This is a genomic window from Sulfitobacter sp. EhC04, assembly GCF_001650875.1.
GTDB lineage: Bacteria > Pseudomonadota > Alphaproteobacteria > Rhodobacterales > Rhodobacteraceae > Sulfitobacter.
Genome location: NZ_LXYI01000009.1, coordinates 177,906 through 194,965, shown reverse-complemented (window position 1 = coordinate 194,965; position 17,060 = coordinate 177,906). Strand labels below are relative to the sequence as shown.

General features: G+C 55.5%; 15 protein-coding genes and 1 tRNA gene. 8 read left to right on the top strand and 8 right to left on the bottom strand.

Going from position 1 to position 17,060, the window contains the following annotated elements; translation table 11 throughout:
• Positions 1-4: 4 nt before the first annotated feature.
• Positions 5-679: a DsbA family oxidoreductase gene (locus tag A8B82_RS05210; protein ID WP_067289101.1), complete on the bottom strand. Its 675-nt coding sequence runs from the start codon at positions 677-679 to the stop codon at positions 5-7.
• A 164-nt stretch (positions 680-843) separates the two neighbouring features.
• On the opposite strand from A8B82_RS05210, the gene A8B82_RS05205 reads away from it, so the two are divergent.
• From A8B82_RS05205 to A8B82_RS05195, 3 genes are all read left to right on the top strand, one after another.
• Positions 844-2,214, top strand: a complete 1,371-nt coding sequence (locus tag A8B82_RS05205; RefSeq protein WP_082899149.1) for a peptidoglycan-binding domain-containing protein — start codon at positions 844-846, stop codon at positions 2,212-2,214.
• Between the two features lie 124 nt (positions 2,215-2,338).
• Positions 2,339-2,424, top strand: a tRNA-Leu gene (locus tag A8B82_RS05200).
• 85 nt (positions 2,425-2,509) lie between these two features.
• Positions 2,510-4,054: a DUF6538 domain-containing protein gene (locus A8B82_RS05195; protein ID WP_067289098.1), complete on the top strand. Its 1,545-nt coding sequence runs from the start codon at positions 2,510-2,512 to the stop codon at positions 4,052-4,054.
• A 23-nt stretch (positions 4,055-4,077) separates the two neighbouring features.
• Here A8B82_RS05195 and A8B82_RS23860 read toward each other — a convergent pair whose 3' ends face one another.
• Positions 4,078-4,395, bottom strand: coding sequence for a hypothetical protein (locus tag A8B82_RS23860; protein ID WP_161489423.1), 318 nt, complete (start codon positions 4,393-4,395; stop codon positions 4,078-4,080).
• Positions 4,396-4,911: 516 nt separating this feature from the next.
• Positions 4,912-6,666, bottom strand: coding sequence for an AAA family ATPase (locus A8B82_RS05190; RefSeq protein WP_067289096.1), 1,755 nt, complete (start codon positions 6,664-6,666; stop codon positions 4,912-4,914).
• A 908-nt stretch (positions 6,667-7,574) separates the two neighbouring features.
• Here A8B82_RS05190 and A8B82_RS23855 point away from each other — a divergent pair.
• Complete coding sequence (locus A8B82_RS23855; protein WP_138069677.1) at positions 7,575-7,919, top strand: zinc finger domain-containing protein; 345 nt, start codon at positions 7,575-7,577, stop codon at positions 7,917-7,919.
• 371 nt (positions 7,920-8,290) lie between these two features.
• On the opposite strand, the gene A8B82_RS05185 is transcribed toward A8B82_RS23855, so the two are convergent.
• Positions 8,291-8,659: a hypothetical protein gene (locus A8B82_RS05185; protein WP_138069676.1), complete on the bottom strand. Its 369-nt coding sequence runs from the start codon at positions 8,657-8,659 to the stop codon at positions 8,291-8,293.
• Between the two features lie 212 nt (positions 8,660-8,871).
• Here A8B82_RS05185 and A8B82_RS05180 point away from each other — a divergent pair, with 212 nt between their 5' ends.
• From A8B82_RS05180 to A8B82_RS05165, 4 genes are all read left to right on the top strand, one after another.
• On the top strand, positions 8,872-9,261 hold the full coding sequence (locus A8B82_RS05180; RefSeq protein WP_067289089.1) for a hypothetical protein: 390 nt from the start codon (positions 8,872-8,874) through the stop codon (positions 9,259-9,261).
• Between the two features lie 184 nt (positions 9,262-9,445).
• Entirely contained in the window at positions 9,446-10,081 is a 636-nt protein-coding gene (locus A8B82_RS05175; protein WP_067289087.1) for a recombinase family protein, read from the top strand.
• Between the two features lie 116 nt (positions 10,082-10,197).
• On the top strand, positions 10,198-11,838 hold the full coding sequence (locus tag A8B82_RS05170; RefSeq protein ID WP_067289081.1) for an AAA family ATPase: 1,641 nt from the start codon (positions 10,198-10,200) through the stop codon (positions 11,836-11,838).
• A 561-nt stretch (positions 11,839-12,399) separates the two neighbouring features.
• Complete coding sequence (locus A8B82_RS05165) at positions 12,400-13,179, top strand: short-chain dehydrogenase/reductase (RefSeq protein WP_067289079.1); 780 nt, start codon at positions 12,400-12,402, stop codon at positions 13,177-13,179.
• Positions 13,180-13,195: 16 nt separating this feature from the next.
• On the opposite strand, the gene A8B82_RS05160 is transcribed toward A8B82_RS05165, so the two are convergent.
• From A8B82_RS05160 to A8B82_RS05145, 4 genes are all read right to left on the bottom strand, one after another.
• On the bottom strand, positions 13,196-14,125 hold the full coding sequence (locus tag A8B82_RS05160) for an AEC family transporter (protein ID WP_082899148.1): 930 nt from the start codon (positions 14,123-14,125) through the stop codon (positions 13,196-13,198).
• 82 nt (positions 14,126-14,207) lie between these two features.
• A complete protein-coding gene (locus tag A8B82_RS05155) occupies positions 14,208-15,008 on the bottom strand; it encodes an MBL fold metallo-hydrolase (RefSeq protein WP_067289076.1) in 801 nt (266 codons plus the stop codon).
• Positions 15,008-15,808: a TatD family hydrolase gene (locus A8B82_RS05150; RefSeq protein WP_067289072.1), complete on the bottom strand. Its 801-nt coding sequence runs from the start codon at positions 15,806-15,808 to the stop codon at positions 15,008-15,010. Before A8B82_RS05150 ends, A8B82_RS05155 begins: the two co-directional genes overlap by 1 nt.
• 10 nt (positions 15,809-15,818) lie before the next feature.
• Entirely contained in the window at positions 15,819-16,928 is a 1,110-nt protein-coding gene (locus tag A8B82_RS05145; RefSeq protein WP_067289069.1) for a DNA polymerase III subunit delta', read from the bottom strand.
• Positions 16,929-17,060: the final 132 nt, after the last annotated feature.

The following is a 17,060-nucleotide window of genomic DNA, read 5'->3' as shown; positions in this document are numbered from 1 at the left end:
ATGATCAGGCGGCATCCTTTTCGTTCAACACCTTGGTCAGCATCTGCGCATAGGTTTCAGCACCCTGCGCGCCGGTCAGCAGATAACGTCCGTCGAACACCATCGACGGCACACCCGATATCCCGCGCGATGTCCAGAATTCCTGACGGGTGCGGGTTTCCTGCGCATGGCTGCCGCTGTCCAGCACCACCCGCGCCGCATCGCGGTCAAGTCCGACGGAGGCCGCAACCTCAAGCAGCACATCATGATCCGACACATCGCGCGCTTGTGTAAAATGGGCATCGAACAGGGCCAGCTTCAGCGGATGCTGCAACTGTGCCTCCTGCGCCCAGTCCAGCAATTGATGCGCGGCAAAGGTATTCACGATGCGGCTGTCCGCATCGAAATTGAAGGTGAACCCCAGGTCCTGGCCCAGTTCCACCAGCCGTTTGCGGTTTTCGGCGGATTGCGCGGCGCTGGCACCGTATTTCTCGGCAATATGCTCGGTCAGGTTCTGCCCTTCGGGGGCCATGGCGGGGTTCAGCTCGAACGGATGCCAGCGGATAAAGGCCCCGGCCCCGACCATCGCGAGGGCCTGTTCAAGCTGTTTGTAGCCGACGATGCACCAGGGGCACATGACGTCCGACACGATATCCACCTGCACGACCTTGTCCTGCGGCGGAGGGGCGGTATCGGGCATTGATGTATCCTTTCGGCTGGCATTCACCTTTCTACTTCGGTGTTCGAGCGTATTTTTTCAATATTAAAGCTTTCCGGCAGGCCCAAAAAGGTTCCCGCGCCGGATTATGTTGTGTTAGCCTTTTTCCCAATACCCTTAAAACGATTCATTTTCGGAGCGGACAGATGATTTATAAACTTATGACAGGGGCTGTTCTGGCCCTTTCGGTGGCGGTTATTCCAGCAGAGCGGGTCGAGGCGGATGCAGGTGATTTCATCGCCGGGGCCATCATCGGGGGCATTGTGGGGGCCAATGCGAAAAAGCAGCGGCGCACGACAACGCGGCGCACCTATCGCAAGAAATCCACCCGGTCATCGCTGCCCTCCACGCAGGAAGGCAAGAACATCCAGGCATCGCTGAATTATTTCGGCTTTGATGCCGGGTCGGTGGATGGCCAGCTGGGGCGCAAGACGCGCAATGCCGTGTCGCAGTACCAGGCCTACCTTGGCTATCCCGTCACCGGGCAGCTTTCCGCCTTTGAACAAAACCTGCTGATCTCCAGCTACAACCGCGCGCAGGCGGGGGGCTATGCGGTTCAGCAACAGGTCGCCGCGACGCCGGATGGCACCCGTGGCCTGCTCAAGAGCTACCGTGCGGAAATGGCGGGCCAGTCTCCGGCAGGCAACGTCACGGCACCCACGACAACCATCGTCGTCGCACCGCAGCAAGTCCCGCAGTCCGGTGCCACAATGGCGGCCACGGCCCCGGCGGCCCCGCTGTCGGGGGTTTCCTCGCTGGCGGCGGCGGTTGCACCTGCTCCGGCACCCGGTGCCAGCACGGGCGGCTTGCCGAACTTCCTCGGGGCAGGGACCCAGGCCTCGCTTGCCTCGCACTGCAATACCGTGTCGCTGATCACCAACACCAATGGCGGCTTTACCACACTGGCCAGCATGACCGACCCGAATGTGGCGCTGAACGAGCAATTCTGCCTGGCGCGGACCTATGCCATTGCCGAGTCGGAAGAACTGGTCAGTCAGATCCAGGGTTTCACCCCCGATCAGATCGCCCAGCAATGCGCCGGATTCGGCCCCGCAATGAAGGACAAGGTTGCGGCATTGTCGCTGAAACCGCGTGAAGCAGTGGTGCAGGACGTTTCGGCATTTGTGCTGACCACCGGCATGTCGCCCGCACAGCTTCAGGGCACGGCCAAGATTTGCCTTGGCGTCGGCTATCGCACCGACAATATGGACGTGGCGGTGGGGTCTGCCCTGCTGCTCTATGCAATGGGTGAAGGGGTCTATGGCGAATTGATGGGCCACCACCTGAGCCAGGGTTTCGGCCCCGCCAAACGTGTGGACATGGCGCAAAGCTGGTATGAGGCCGGGCTTGCCGCTGCCGATTCCGGCGCGGCGGCGGTCTTTGTTCCCGGCCAGCCTGAGCGGACGGAACTGATCCGCGCTGCGGCGATGCGTTCGGGCGGCGTTCAGGGCTCTGCCCTGCCGACACCGCAACCGGCGTCCGGCAGCGCCCTGCCCACGTTCTCGATCAGCGAATAAACCTCGGTTCTACCCGAGGCGACGGCCCCCCGCAGTTGAAGCGCTGCGGGGGGCCTTTTTTGTTTTCTTTTCCTCTTCACAAGCAGGGCCGCTTTGTCTAAACCGCCTTCACCATCCATGGCGTGCGGTCGTGGCGGAATGGTAGACGCGCAGCGTTGAGGTCGCTGTGGGGTAACACCCGTGAGAGTTCGAGTCTCTCCGACCGCACCAGTTATTCTCCTTCCTGAACAGTAAGTTGTTCAAAATCAGGAGGTTGAGACGCTCTTAGTGGTACACAAGAGTGGTACACACGGAAATGCGTATGCCTAGCCCGACGAAGTTAAAAAGCGGAATTTATGCTTACCGCGTTCGAGTCCCCGCCGATGTGGCCGAAGCTTTTGGCAAAGCGATAATCAAGAAAAGCCTTAACACCAGAGATCCTGTCGAGGCCAAGCGGCTATTCAACTTGATGCACGGTGAGAATGAGGCAATCTGGGCGCAGTTGCGTAAAGGACTGGTGCAGCTTAGCCAACGGCAACTAGTCGCATTGAGCGGTGATTATTATCGCAGTTGGATGGAGCAGTTCCACGAAAACGCTGGCGACACAGCAGCATACCAAAATTTGACCGAAATGACTGAGGGGCTTGCAGGCAATGATGAGAGACTTACTGTCTGGTACGGACGTGCAACAGATGCGCTCCTTCAGTCAAAAGGTCTGAGGCTTAGCGCCGACCAACGGACCGCGCTGATCCGTGAAATGCACAAGGCTGACGTACAGGCACGGCTGCAACTTCAAAAGAACGCTGAGGGGGACTACAGGCAAGATCCTGATGCCGATAGGTTCCCCAAGTGGACCACTACTGAGGCAAATGTGGGGAAGAAGTTAGATCAGGCAAATATGCAAAAAACACTAAGTGATTTGTTCGCAGCTTGGGAGGCCACACACCGCGCCAATGGAAAAAGCGTCCGTACAGTGAAAGACAGTCGGCATAAGGTTGACAGTTTCCGGTCCTTCTTGGGTCACGAACTCGCGGAAAAGATCACCAAGCAGGACGTCGATAGATGGTGTGAATACCTAAGAGATGAACTCGGAATCGCTCCGCGAACAATCAGCACGAAATACTTGAGCGCAATAAAAGCGACTTACAGACATGCCATAGACAAGGGCCGCATCGAACACGACCCAACGAAAGGTTACAGTTTCAGTTTTGAGAAGAAGGCAAGATTGAGGCCGAAAGGATTTACGGACCACGAGGTCAGAGAAATTCTTCAAGCCACCTTGGATCCCGCTAGATTGCCGAAGGGGACACATGCGCACAACAGACGGGTTGTCAGATGGTTGCCTTGGATTTGCGCCTATACAGGGGCGCGGGCTGGGGAGGTAGCACAACTCAGAGCAAGCGATCTGCGAATGGAAAAAGGCGTCTTGTATCTGCACATCACACCTGAAGCCGGATCAGTAAAAAGCCGCAATTTCCGGCAAGTGCCGCTGCATCCCCATCTGCTGGAGCAAGGTCTCCCCGATATCTTTGAAAAAAGGGTGGGGATGTACGTGTTTGCCGATCTGCACGAAAACAAGCGGATCGGAAGCAGGTCTGCTGGGCTGTACGGGAAAGTGGCTGAGTGGATTAGGAACGAAGTAGGCATCACTGACCCAGAGGTGCAACCGAACCATGCTTGGCGGCACAGATTTGCGACGGTTGCGAGAGCGGCAGACATACCCCCTGAATACAGCGACGTCCTTAAAGGGCACGAAGAGGGCCGCGCAGCTGAGAGCTATGGGGAGACTTCGGTGGCGGTGCTTTTCCGCGAAATCTGCAAGATACCTCAGATCGACCTCAGCGCCGATTATGGAAACTAGGTGCTGAGTATTCAGCGGGTAGGCTATCTAGCAAACACGATAACTAATTTCCACCCTACGATGGCAATTGCTCCACCACATATGAGGAGAAACTGAAAACGACGCGCCCACTCGGATTTCTTGGCCTGTGTGGTTGTTGCCTCCTTAAAGATTGGCTTTAGCTGAACAGCGCCAAACGACTGACCTATCGGGCCATCTAAATCTTCAAGGTATCGGTGGTTTGCCCATAACAGGCCTTCGTCAACTGCCAAAAAACGATGACCGAAATAGAAACTAAATGCCCACAACGCCAAGGCTCCTATTAAAAGAAGGCTTGATGGATCAGGCGTAAGCTGGTCCATTTGTGTAACTGCAAAAGCAATACTCGCGCCAGCTGCTGACATTAGAAATTAGCAGTATTTCTCTCGGATAGCTCTGATTTCACCACGCAACGTGTTGGTTAGGCTTGTCAACTTTGGGTCCTCTTACGGCTGAGAAAACAGCGGTTTAGAATTTCGCTTGAAGTCGTTTGTTGGTCATATTCATATCAGCAGTTCGAAGTGGATCCAATGGTCGACCAGTACAGGGAATACGACGCCCAGTCCCAGTAAGGGACACCATTGAAGGACACGACGAGGTGATGCCGCCTGTGCGCATCTAAGGCACGTCCCAAGCCCTTCCTGTGACTGGTCCGCAGTGTCTCGTCGCCGTGGTTCTCTTAGGAGGTCTGCGGGGCGCAAATGCGCCTCTTAGCCATATACCCCTAATGCCCTTTTTCAAATCAGTCCATCGAGATTGCCCATTTAAGTCGGCATGGCGGTAAAACGCGTTCCCCGACATAGCGATATTAGGTTTCATGAATCTGACCCCAAATCATCTCAGAGGTTGTTGGCGCTGTGAACCATTGCCACGATCTCTTCTATCCGTTCATTTAGATCGAGTGGAGCAAAGTCTGCGGACTGGTCACAAATCAAGGCCGCAGCACCTACCTTGTCGCCAGTAGTGTGCGTCTTGTTGCGTCCTGGGTTGTCTGGATCTTTTCGGTAGAAGTAAAAAGCGTGGTCGAATGGGCCTGTCTTTCCCGCTTTTTTGTAAAGCTGAGGATGCACGTCTTTCATGACGGCTTGCAGCGTGTCGCCGTCTAAGTAGTTTTCGATTTCCCTACCTTTCGTGATCCAAACAACACCTGACCCTTTACTCATTTCGTCTACTATGCGCTGGGCGTGGGGCTTGAGTTCGTCTTGAGGCTTGCTCCTATCGCTGTCCAGCACGATCGCCATATTGCGGTTGAGTTTGCGCAGGCTGATGAACTCTTCAAGCGCCTCATCAGATGCAGACAGGTGACGGATCAATGACCCGCCATAAAACATGATGGTGTAATGAATACCTTCTTCCAACTCAGGATCTTTGGCTTTGATCCAGTGGTTAAGATACAGTCTATCAGATGGGCCTTCTACCCAGATCACTGCATTGGTTTGCAAGAGGTCGGAGGCTTGATAGCCCAGATCATCCAGTATCTCGCGCCGCGCTTCATCTGTGAGAACCGCACGGATGCGGGTCTGTTCACCATCGTTTGTCACATGGAAGATGTGAGAGTTTGGCGTGTCGATAAAGGAAGATGAATGGGTGGCGATAAAGTATTGGCTTGAGGTGTTTTCCTGCAAGTATCTGACCAGCTTGCGTTGTAAGAGCGGGTGCAGGTGTATCTCCGGTTCTTCAATGCACATGATGCTCTTGTCATGGATGGTGCAGAAGGCGGCGATGAGAATTACTTCGTGGATGCCTGTACCCAGCGACTCCAGCGGTAAAACTTTATTGTCCATATGCACCAAAAGGTGTTCCCGCTCGCTTGGCACCTCAAGGGTCGCATTTTTTTTGCCCGTCACCTCACGAAGGAAATGGTTGATCCGTTCAAATTTTTCTCGATCACCTTGCTTGTCCCATTTTGGGTTTTGGAGGGTTGCCAAGTGGTCAATAAGTCCGCGCCCGCTTAGGTCATCAAAGTTTTCTCCCTTCCCGCCAAGGGTTCGCTTAGCCGGAATTAAATGGATTTTGGGGAGTGTGGGTACACAACTGCGGAGTACTCTGTCGATAGTTTGTGGATACCAATGCCCTGAAAAGTTGCCATTAACTGAACCTGTTATCCGAGTCCAAACTTGTTGCCACTCAATGTCCCAACTCTCGGCATCCTTTGAGTTGACGTTCGGGTGTGGTGACCAGTCATGTTTTCTGCCGAATGGCGCAACCCAAATATGATCAAGGTGACCGAGTTTTTCAAAGATTGTATAGATGTGTTCTTGGGCCGTTCTTTGTGAGTGGCGGAGGCGCTGAGTCAACTTATCTTCATGCTCACTTACGAACTTGCTAAATGACTGCTCAAGGTTCATGCCAAGTGCAACGAAAAACTTTCCAGATTGTTGGCCACGATACTCTTCAGGACCAATTAATTTCGTTGGCATATCTCCATCAGCAACCGTCCTTAGATGAGACGCAAGCAAATTCAGAACGATAGATTTGCCTGCATTGTTCGCCCCAATGAAAAAATTCATCCGTGAGAATGGGGCAATGTACTGCACTTCATTCCCAATACCTCGATAGAATTGCGCGGCGATACCATCTAAGAAAACAGGCATTAGAGTTGAACCTTTGAAAATGCGTAGCCCCCGACAATAACCGCTTATACCAGACAACCCAAGTGCTGAGAGGCCTTTCTATCGAATGGGTGAGCCGGGTTGGGCGTTCCTCTGATTAGGGGCCACCATTGTACAACCAACCAACTCCCCCGCAAAGATCTCAAAAGGATAAGTAATCTCATGCAAAATTCACAGAAAATAACTGAAGCAATCGGCCAGATCGTTCGCCAGCTAACAATCTATGGAAGTTGTGAGAGCGCTATGGAAGCTCAATTGGTTATCACAGTAGCCATAGAACCGATCTGTACCACTAGGTACCTAAGAGAGACGCTTGGCGTTAGTCAGGCCACGATTAGTCGCATTACACGAACAGTTGGCGATGGCTACGGCAGGCATAGGCGCAAAAGGAGATGGGTGGGACGCGATCTCGTCTGCGGTTATAAAGACCCAAAAGACACGAGATGCTATCGATATAAGCTGACCGAGAAGGGAGAAAACCTTCTAGCGAGTTTTCACAACAGCCTTGCGGAAGCGTTCGGCGTAGATGACATTTCTGCGCCAACTTAACGGCAGCACAATTAAGGGCCACCATTACAGGAACAAGCTTTCTGTGGGAATCTCTCTAGCAGCATCGTGCAATCTCAAGACGCACTGCAGTTCCTCCTTTACCCTCATAACTGTGGGGGCTTAAGGGGGGAACATCTGCAGATACATCTCAATACACTTATAGTGTAAATCCTATGAGTAATCTTAAGTGTCTCTTATGAGGTCTTAAGTATGCTGATGATTGACGTGGTGTGGTTCATCCCCTCGACAATACCTAACCTAAACACAGCGATCTTCTATGGTGTCTCCTTTCGCAGTTGAGACCATATACAATCCCACTCCCAAACCCAAGGAAATCCCACATGCAGTATGCGCGTAAGTTGAACCTGAACACCCTAGAACAGCGTGGCGTAGTCCTCAGAGAAGAGGCACTAGAAGTCCAATGTCCTCGCTGTGAAGCCCCTGTAGGGGAACCATGCCAAGGTCGTCGAGGTAACCGTAAGTCTTGTCACGCGGAACGCCACGCAATGCGGCTATCATTGAATACAAAATCAAGTCTTGTCGATCAGATTACAGATAAAGCTGCTGAACTTTTGACGCTGGTTCGTAGGCTCCCTGATGTGCGGCAGCGTGGCATTGCGGAAGCGAAGATCACGACAGCTTCCAATATGGCGATCAATCTGCGCGAGGCATATCTGCTAGATTAATCCAAACCCATTCCAGCCCAAGTGATCTTGCACATATGCGAGGCCTTGGGCTTTTTTGTTTCATCTCAGGTCCCAGCCATGTTTTCACTGCAAATATCTGAGGGGCCAATCTAAAGAGCGTTTCAGAGCGCTTTACCCCCATCGCCTTTTAGGGGGGTGGCCCTGTCACGCTCCTAAGAAGCACGGCAGGGCCACACGGGTTAGAAGCGGGGCAGCCGGGCGGGGGTAATCTTATGACCCCCCCAACCAGCGACAGTCTGACGCCAGTACACACAGGGACACTCAGGCGCACTATAGATGTGAATAAGCAGTGACGCATTTTAGGTGGTGAATGAGCTTCAACGTGATTGTGGCGAAATCTGGCGTTTGTGCTATTTCATCTTGGACTTACGCCGAACTACCCAGTCAAGCCAAACCGAACGCCTTGCTCTAGAACCATGCTTTTCGGGCAAGCCCCAGATGAAGATAGTTGAATAAGCCCCGCAAATGATTGCAATGCCTCCAATTAACGAAAATATGCCGCCGTCGAGGATTAGTGCTTTTCGCAGATCAGCAAGGAGCAGGAGCAGTGGAAGCAGCAAGACACTAGTCAATCCAAGGATTGCGAAAGTCATCACATAGCCTTCGATGTAATTTGCGAGCATCTGCAATACTCTATTGGGAGTTGGCTTCTCTCGCTCTTTCGCCTCTCGAACGGCATCATCGATTTGCATAAGAACGCTGCGAATATCTTTGGACATGTTCAAAGAGCTATGCCGGTTTTTCTAAAGGGTCAACATAGCCAAGGAGTTGGTAGTCGAATACATGATTGGTTCGATTTGCCCACTTCCTAGGCCGCACAGCTTCTGTCTAAGCGAGGTTGCAGTTATGGATATCATCAAGCATTGTGGCGAGTTAAACGTGCAGGCTGCAAGTTAACGCTTGTGGTGAGCAAGAAGTGGGAACGGAAGTGATGAAAAAGTTGTTCGGCGTTGCCGCACTGCTAGTTGCTGGCTTCGTTGGCTATGAAGCCTACAAGATGCAGCAAGGTGGGTACTTTGATATGCCCGAAGTTGGGGTGGATGATTTCTCTCTTTCATTCAAAAGTGGTTTGCGTGGAATAATGCGCGACATGGTCGATGAGCGCCCGCAGAGGCGCTACCTTGCGTACAATGCAAAAGATGTCCCAACTTGGTTCCAAAAGGTATGGTCAGAATGTAGGCCTCCCGAAGAAAACGAACGCGCCTCTTTCGAGCATTACGTTGATGTCGGTCCCGGTGGGCGACTGGAAGCACTTTGCGAGATTGATGCCGATGGGGATGTTTTCGTTAGGGGATGGTTCGTATCAGTTCCGAACCTTTAGTTTGTCAACTAATCTAAGCTTGCCGTAATTCGTGACAGTTCTTGTCGGAGAGTTGTACCTGTCCGATAGGGTATAGTGCAGTGGACAGTCTGAAGTCGGCTTGTTTTTTGTCCGTAAGGGTTGTTTTTTGTTATAGGACATGTTTATCAGCGGACATAACCTTAACGAACGCTCAAGGAACAGCATGTCTCAGACCATCCTATATGCCCGCGTCAGTACTGCGGATCAGAACATTGACCACCAGAGAACCCAAGCAGAGGCCGCAGGCTTTGTGATCGACGAGGTGATTGCAGATCATGGCGTCTCAGGTCTCAGCACCAAGTTGGCGGACCGACGAGAGGGCAGGAGGCTCTGTGACAAGTTGAGGCGAGGTGACGTCTTGGTCGTGCGGTGGGTGGACCGACTAGGCCGCAACTATCAGGACGTCACCGATATAATTCGTGCGTTCATGCGGCAGGGTGTCGTCATCCGTACGGTAATCAACAACATGACCTTCGATGGAGCCACCACAGATCCGATGCAGGAGGCCGTGAGAGACGCTCTCATTGCGTTCATGGCCGCAACGGCACAGGCTCAGGCAGAAGCAACGAAAGAGGCCCAGAAGGCTGGAATACAGGCCGCAAAGGGCAATCCTACAAAGTATCGTGGGAAGAAGCCTAGTTATGACCAAGGTACACTCGAAACTGTGCAAGAAATGCTGTCGCAGGAGCAGGGGGCCACGGTGATCGCAAAGGCTACCGGAATATCGCGACAGGCCGTGCTGAGGATAAAAGAGAATCCAGTAGCAGCGCAGGCAGCGATTGAAAGGTGGAGCGCCTAGACTATCGGGTTTGCTTCAGTATTTATACTTTTCACCTCTAAGTTGCGTTTCACATTGCGGAAACCTGATTTATGTTGCTGTTTGTACATGTGTTTTTACTGAGGTGATTTCTCCAAATGACTACATTGAATGTTCAAAGACCAAGCGCTGATGCACTAAGTATCGAAGTTGCTGAAGGGGAGGCACTCTACGTGCTGGGCGCAAATGGATCTGGCAAGTCAACACTGCTCTTCAATTGGGGCAAGCAGGACAAAACCTCAAACCTGATTTCGGGCAACAGAGACATTAGCTTCACTTCAGCTGCTGTGACGACAAGCGCAGAACAGAGTTCCCAACAGGAAGCGCAAGCACGGAATCAAATCGACCATGGCGCTACTGCACGTTTCAGTCGGCAAAATCACAACAATGCCAACTGGCTAAATGGTCTGATCTTTAAGCTAAAATCCCGTGGGGACTATCAAAACGCCGAGTACGTAAAGGCTGATCAGGAGGGCAGAGAAGACGATAAGGTAAGAGCTTACTCAGATATGCCCATCAAACTGCTTAACTCGGCATTTGTGTCTGCAAATTTGCCTATCAGCCTGAATTGGGACGACAAGTCGAAGCTGAACGTCAAGAAGGAAGGTATAGAAGGCGAATACGGGTTCAATGAGATGTCAGATGGTGAAAGGTCTGCGTTCATCATCGCTGCTAGCGCTATCCTTGCCATGCAAGCGACAACCATTTTTCTTGATGAGCCGGAAAGACATCTCCACAGATCAATCTCTAGCCCATTACTTTCATATCTTCGGCAGATACGGCCAGACCTCAAGTGGGTCATTTCAACACACGACTTGAGCCTGCCAAGGTATGATCAAGAAGCTCAAATTCTTATTGTCTACGCTTTTGACGGCTCGAACTGGCAGGCGGACAAGATTGACAATATTAGCTCTCTCGATCCGTTAGTTGCAGAAGCGATCTATGGTGCGCGTGAAAAGGTCATTTTTGTTGAAGGCGGTGCTGAAGCGAGTCTGGATCTGCCCCTCTATAAGTTGTTCTTCGCAGGGACAACCATCGTGCCGTGTGGAACGTGTAAGGATGTGAGAAACTCTGTAGTCTCGCTGAACAATTCTAGTGGTCTTCATCACATGGTGGCAGGCGGCATCGTCGATTCTGATAACCGTCATGATCTAAGTTCGTTACAGGCCGACGGTATTGCAGCTTTGGGTGTCTACGCTATTGAATCAGTTTACTATCATCCAACTGTGATTGACGCGGTCCTCCAAGTTGCAGGAGTAACCGTAGCACTTTCAGATGTCCTCGCCGCAGCTTGTGCTTCGATATCGGATGACAACATTGAAGCCCTAGCAAAGGACGCAGTCTACAAATCCTTTCGACAAGAGTTTGAGAGCAAGCGCTTAAGTTCAAGTGAGCTACTGGAGCAAACATCAGACTTTCAGCTAACTTTCGACGACCCAACTGCAAAGCTGCAGGAACTTAAAGAGGACTTGAGGGCGTTAAAGGATTCTGGGAACTGGGAGGGCTTGATCCAAAAGATGAAGATCAAGTCTACGCCGTCCACAGGACGAGTTGCAGGCACACTAGGTTATAAAGGGACGAAAGAGTATGAAATTGCTGTCCGAAAGCTGTTGGCAAAGGATGACGCGTTGCGCCAAAACTTGGGGGCGGTCATCCCAAATCCATTTTCAGGACCTGCAGGCGATGCGCCACAAGCCAGACGTATTCCTGTAAGGAGGCCCGCTGAGCATCAAACGTAAAGCAAGTGGCGTATCACAATTGGCAGAACCTTTGTGGGAGGTGTGTCTTAACTTGCTGTTGTGAACGGACACAGTAGTGGTACACTGGGCTTGCTAACGGGTACTTATATTCCCATTAAAACAACAACTTAAAATCACACTGCAAGAGTTCGAGTCTCTCCGACCGCACCAATCTCTCAAGTTCGATTGGCTTGGCCGGTTTTATGATCAGGTTCGAACTTTGTTCGAACGGTCGCACCATTTTTTGTTGTGCTACCGCGCGGAGCGCTACTTGAGCACAGGTTTGGTTCGAGGTTTGTCCTCTCACCCGCACCACTCTCTCAAGGTCGATTGGCTTTGCCGGTTGTATGATCGGGTTTGATCCTTGTTCGAACGGGCGCAGAAAATTTCAATTTTTCCAATGTGGTGGCGCGTAACGCGCGCTGTTTTCTGTCAGAGAATCGGATGGCAATAATCTCCTTGCCCCCGAGCATTTTGCTCAGGACCATTCCCTGCCACAATGGGCGGGCGGTCCGCGCGGTGCTTTTGCTCTGAACCGGGGGCCCTAACGGAGGTAGGCTGATGGAACTCAAATTGCGTGACAAACATGTTCTGGTGACCGGCGCGTCGAAAGGCATCGGGCTGGCGATTGCGCGTTCATTCGCGGAAGAGGGTGCGCGGATCACACTTGTCTCGCGCCGGGAGGATGCATTGCGTGGTGCCTCAGCTGAGTTGAGGGATCACACTGGCGGGATCATTGACCACATCACCGCGGACCTGTCGAAAGATGCCGATCGCGCAGCCCTGTTCAGGCAGGCACCGGACATCGACCTTCTGGTAAACAATGCCGGTGCGATCAAGTCCGGCCCGCTCTCCGCGCGCAGCATGGACGACTGGCGAACAGGTTTTGAGCTGAAAGTATGGGGGTATATCCACCTTTGCATGCTCTATGCCCCCCGGATGCGGGCAAGGGGCAGCGGCACGATCATCAACATCATCGGGATGGGCGGACGGGCTGTGCGGCCATCCTACATCATCGGTGCTGCCGGGAACGCGGCCCTGATCGGCTTTACCAATGCGCTGGGGGCAGAAACCCCACAAGACAATGTGCGGGTATTCGGCATCAATCCTTCCGCCACAGTCACCGACCGGATGACAGACCGGCTGCGCGCCGCCGCGCAGGACCGGTTTGACGACGAGAGCCGCTGGGAAGAGCTGCTGGACCCGGACGCATTCCCCTTCGGGCGGCCGGCGCAGCCACAGGAGGTGGCTGCCCTTGCTGTCATGCTGGCCAGCCCAAGGGTGCACTACCTGTCCGGCACCGTGATCGACATGGACGGCGGCGGGCAATGGGCGGGCTGAGCGGCCGGGCCTGGGTTCAGGCCAGAATTTCCAGCCACAGCCAGACCGTCAGCAGCGACGCGCCGGTTGCGATCAGTACGGAAGACGCGGCGACGCGGCGGCTTTTGCCGTACATATTGGCAAAGATATAGGCGTTGAACCCCGGTGCCATCGCCGCTGTCAGCACGCCGGAGCGGAAGCCATCCTGCGGCAGCGACAGGGCCGTGCCAAAGCACCAGACCAGCGCGGGATGCACCAGCAGCGCGATGATGCAGACCATGGCGATGGCGATCTTGTCACCTTCGGGCCTGTATTGGATCAACACGCCACCCAGCGCAAAAAGTGCTGCGGGCAGGGCGGCGCGGGCGATCAGCGACAGGGCGTCATCGACGACACCGGGGATCGGCTGACCGGTCAGGTTGTAGGCAAAACCGCCCAGGATCGCCAGCACCAGCGCGTTGCTGAACATCGCCCGTCCGACAGCACCTGCCAGTTTCACCGTTGACTGGCCCCGGTTGCGCACGACCTCCATCACGGTGATGCCCAGCCCGTAGCAAAACGGCGAGTGCAGGGCGATGATCGCGAAGTTGCCGGTCAAGGCATCCGGTCCATAGGCGCGTTCGGAGATCGGCAGGCCGAGCAGGACCGAATTGGAAAACAGGCAGCAAAACCCGATGGCCACGCAGTCCTCCCAGGGGCGGCGCAGCAGCAGCCGCGCGCCAAAAAGCCCCAGCGCAAAACAGATCGCGGCCCCGGCATAAAAGCTGACCAGCAGGGCGGGGTCGAAATCACTGCCGAGATCCAGTTTCGCGATGGCCTGGAACAGCAGGCAGGGGATGGCGAAGTTCTGGGTGAACTTCATGACCCCATCAATGCCGGAGATCGGGAAAAGCTTGCGCCAGACAGCCATATAACCAAAGCCGATGACCAGAAAGACAGGCAGGATGACATCGAGAAGGTTCTGCACGGTCGGGGCTTTCGCTATGCCGGGAGCGCCGGAGGGTTCACACCCCCGGACCCCCGTGGGAATATTTGGGGCCAAAAAGAAATCAGGTCAGGGGAAAACTCAGCACCATGCCGTCATAGGCAGGCTCGATATGGTCCGGGGTTTCGGCGGCAAGGGTGCGGTAGTCGAGATCGTTGTGCATGTTGGTCAGCACGGCGCGCTTTGGTGTCAGCTGTGCGATCCAGTCCAGGGTCTGCGCCAGGTGGCTGTGGGTTGGATGCGGCGTGCGGCGCAGGGCGTCCACGATCCAGCAGGTCAAGCCATGCAATTGGGACCAGGCGTCTTCGGGAATGCTCACAACATCAGGCAGATAGGCGACATTGTTCATCTTGAAACCCAGTGCATCCATGCCGCCGTGATTGACCAGAAAAGGCGAAAAGGTCAGCGCGCCGCCAGGCCCTTCGATGGTGACATCGCCGTCAATGTCGTTCATTTCGAGGATGGGGGGATACATCGACCCCTCGGGCCGGATAAAGGCATAGCCGAACCGGTCCAGCAGGGCGGTGCGTGTGGGGGCGTCGGCCCAGACCGGCAGGCGGGCGCGCATGTTAATTACGATCATCCGCAAATCGTCCAGCCCGTGGACGTGATCGGCATGGGCATGGGTATAGAGCACCGCGTCCAGCCGCCCCACGCCTGCGTCAAGCAACTGGCTGCGCATGTCGGGGGAGGTGTCGATCAGCACGGCGGTGGTGCCCGCATCGGTGATCCGCTCCACCAGCGCGGAACAGCGGCGGCGGTGGTTGCGCGGCTCGGCGGGGTCGCAATCGCCCCAATGCCCGCCAAGACGCGGCACACCGCCGGAAGATCCACAGCCCAGTATCGTGACCCGCATCTCGGCCATCAGGCGGCCTTTTCGTATTGCGCGGCCTTGCTGAACAGCCGGTCGAAGTTTTCCTGCGTGCGCGCGGCGAAATCGGCGTAGTCGAGGCCGAAAGTCTGGGCAGCGCGGCGCGCGGTATGGGCGGAAAAGGCGGGCTCATTCGTCTTGCCCCGGTGCGGCGGCGGAGCAAGGTAGGGGGCATCGGTTTCAACCAGGATGCGGTCCAGCGGCGCATTGGCAAAGATGTCGCGCAGTTCTTGCGATTTTGGAAAGGCGGTGATGCCCGACATGCTGAGGTAGAAGCCCAGATCAAGCGCGGCGCGGGCCAGTTCAGCCGATGAGGAAAAGCAATGCATGACGCAAGGATATGCGCCGTTTGCGTATTCCTCTGTTAGGATCGCGGCCATGTCGTCATCGGCGTCACGGGCATGGATGATCAGGGGCAGGCAGCTGTCGCGCGCCGCGGCAATATGGATGCGCAGCGATGCCTTCTGCACTTCCGCGCTTTCGGCGGTGTAATGGTAATCCAGCCCGGTTTCACCGATGCCGACCATCTTGGGGTGGCGGGTCAGGGCCATCAGTTGGTCGTGGCTGACCAGCGGTTCGGCGGCGGCGGACATCGGGTGGGTGCCTGCGGCGTAGAACACCGGGGCATGTGCCTCGGCAATGGCGCGCACGGCGGGTTCATTGCGCAGTTTGGTGCAGATGGTGACCATACGTGTCACACCCGCCTCTGCCGCGCGGGCGATGACCTGGGGCAACTGGCCTTCGAAATCGGGGAAATCGAGATGGCAGTGGCTGTCGGTGATCTGCGGGGTCATGCCTGTATTCCTAGCGCGGCGCGTTTTCTGCGATCTTGAGCAGGGTATCTAGGACCAGCGCGGCAGGGTCAAGGTTGACCGCCAGCCCATGTTGCGCGCGGTCGGATACCTGTTGCGCCAGATTGGCCCAGACCCGGCCTTGTTGCGCGGTGGGGGCCAGCCGCGCCAGGGTCTGTGCCTCGCCCCTTGCGGCCTCGACCGCCGGGGGTGCGCCTGTGGCCCCGGTCCGGGCCAGCCGCGCCAGCATCAGGTCGATCAGCGTGAACAGCAGGGTCAGCTTTTCCTCGGCTCCGCGCTGGGCCGCTGCCTCGGCCAGTTTGATGGCGCGGGCGCGGTCCATGCGCGGCATGGAGGACAGCAGGTCGATCAGTTCCGCATAGATCTGCAATCCGCCCATCAGCGACAGCCGCAAGGCCCCGCCGACCGAGCCGCCGGAAAGTTCGGCCAGGGCCGCCGGATCGCCATCGACACCGGAGGCCGACAGGGCCGCCGCCATCTGTTCGGGGTCCAGCGTGCCCAGCCGCAGGGTGCGGCAGCGCGAGCGGATAGTCGGCAGCAGGCCGGAGGGCTGGTGGCTGATCAACAGCAAAATGGCCCGCGCAGGCGGCTCTTCCAGCATTTTCAGCAGGGCGTTTGCGGCATTGACGTTCATTACGTCCGCGTCGTCGATGATCACCACGCGGCGTCCCCCGTCGGCGGCGGACATCTGGAAAAAGCCGTTGAGCGCGCGGATGTCATCGACCACGATCTGTTTGCGCATCCGCTTGGTTTCCGGATTCACGCTGCGGGTGACGGATTTCAACGCGCCTTCGCCGCCCGAGGCCACGCGCCGTGCCACGGGATGGTCGGCGTCGATGTCCAGGCTGTCCGGGGCAGGGGTGGCGAACATGCCGCCCGCATCAGGATCGGGTGTGGCCAGCACGAACCGCGCAATCCGCCAGGCCAGGGTCGCCTTGCCGACCCCGCGCGGACCGCTCAGCAGCCAGGCGTGATGCAGTTTGCCGCTGTTCCAGGCGTCAAGAAAACCGGCTTCGGCCCCCGCCTGTCCGATCAGGGCAGGCGTATCGCGCGGATGCAGCGCACCGCTGAGTTGGTCGGGATGTGGGGCCTCGTCGCTCATGGGTTTCGTTTACCACGGATCGCGGCGGTTGAAAGGGGGCGGTGGCGCTCTGGCAGGCCCGTTTCGGATGGCCAGACCGGACGGGTGTGCCGACGGCAACAACCTGTGGTGGCAACTCCTGATCGAAACGGC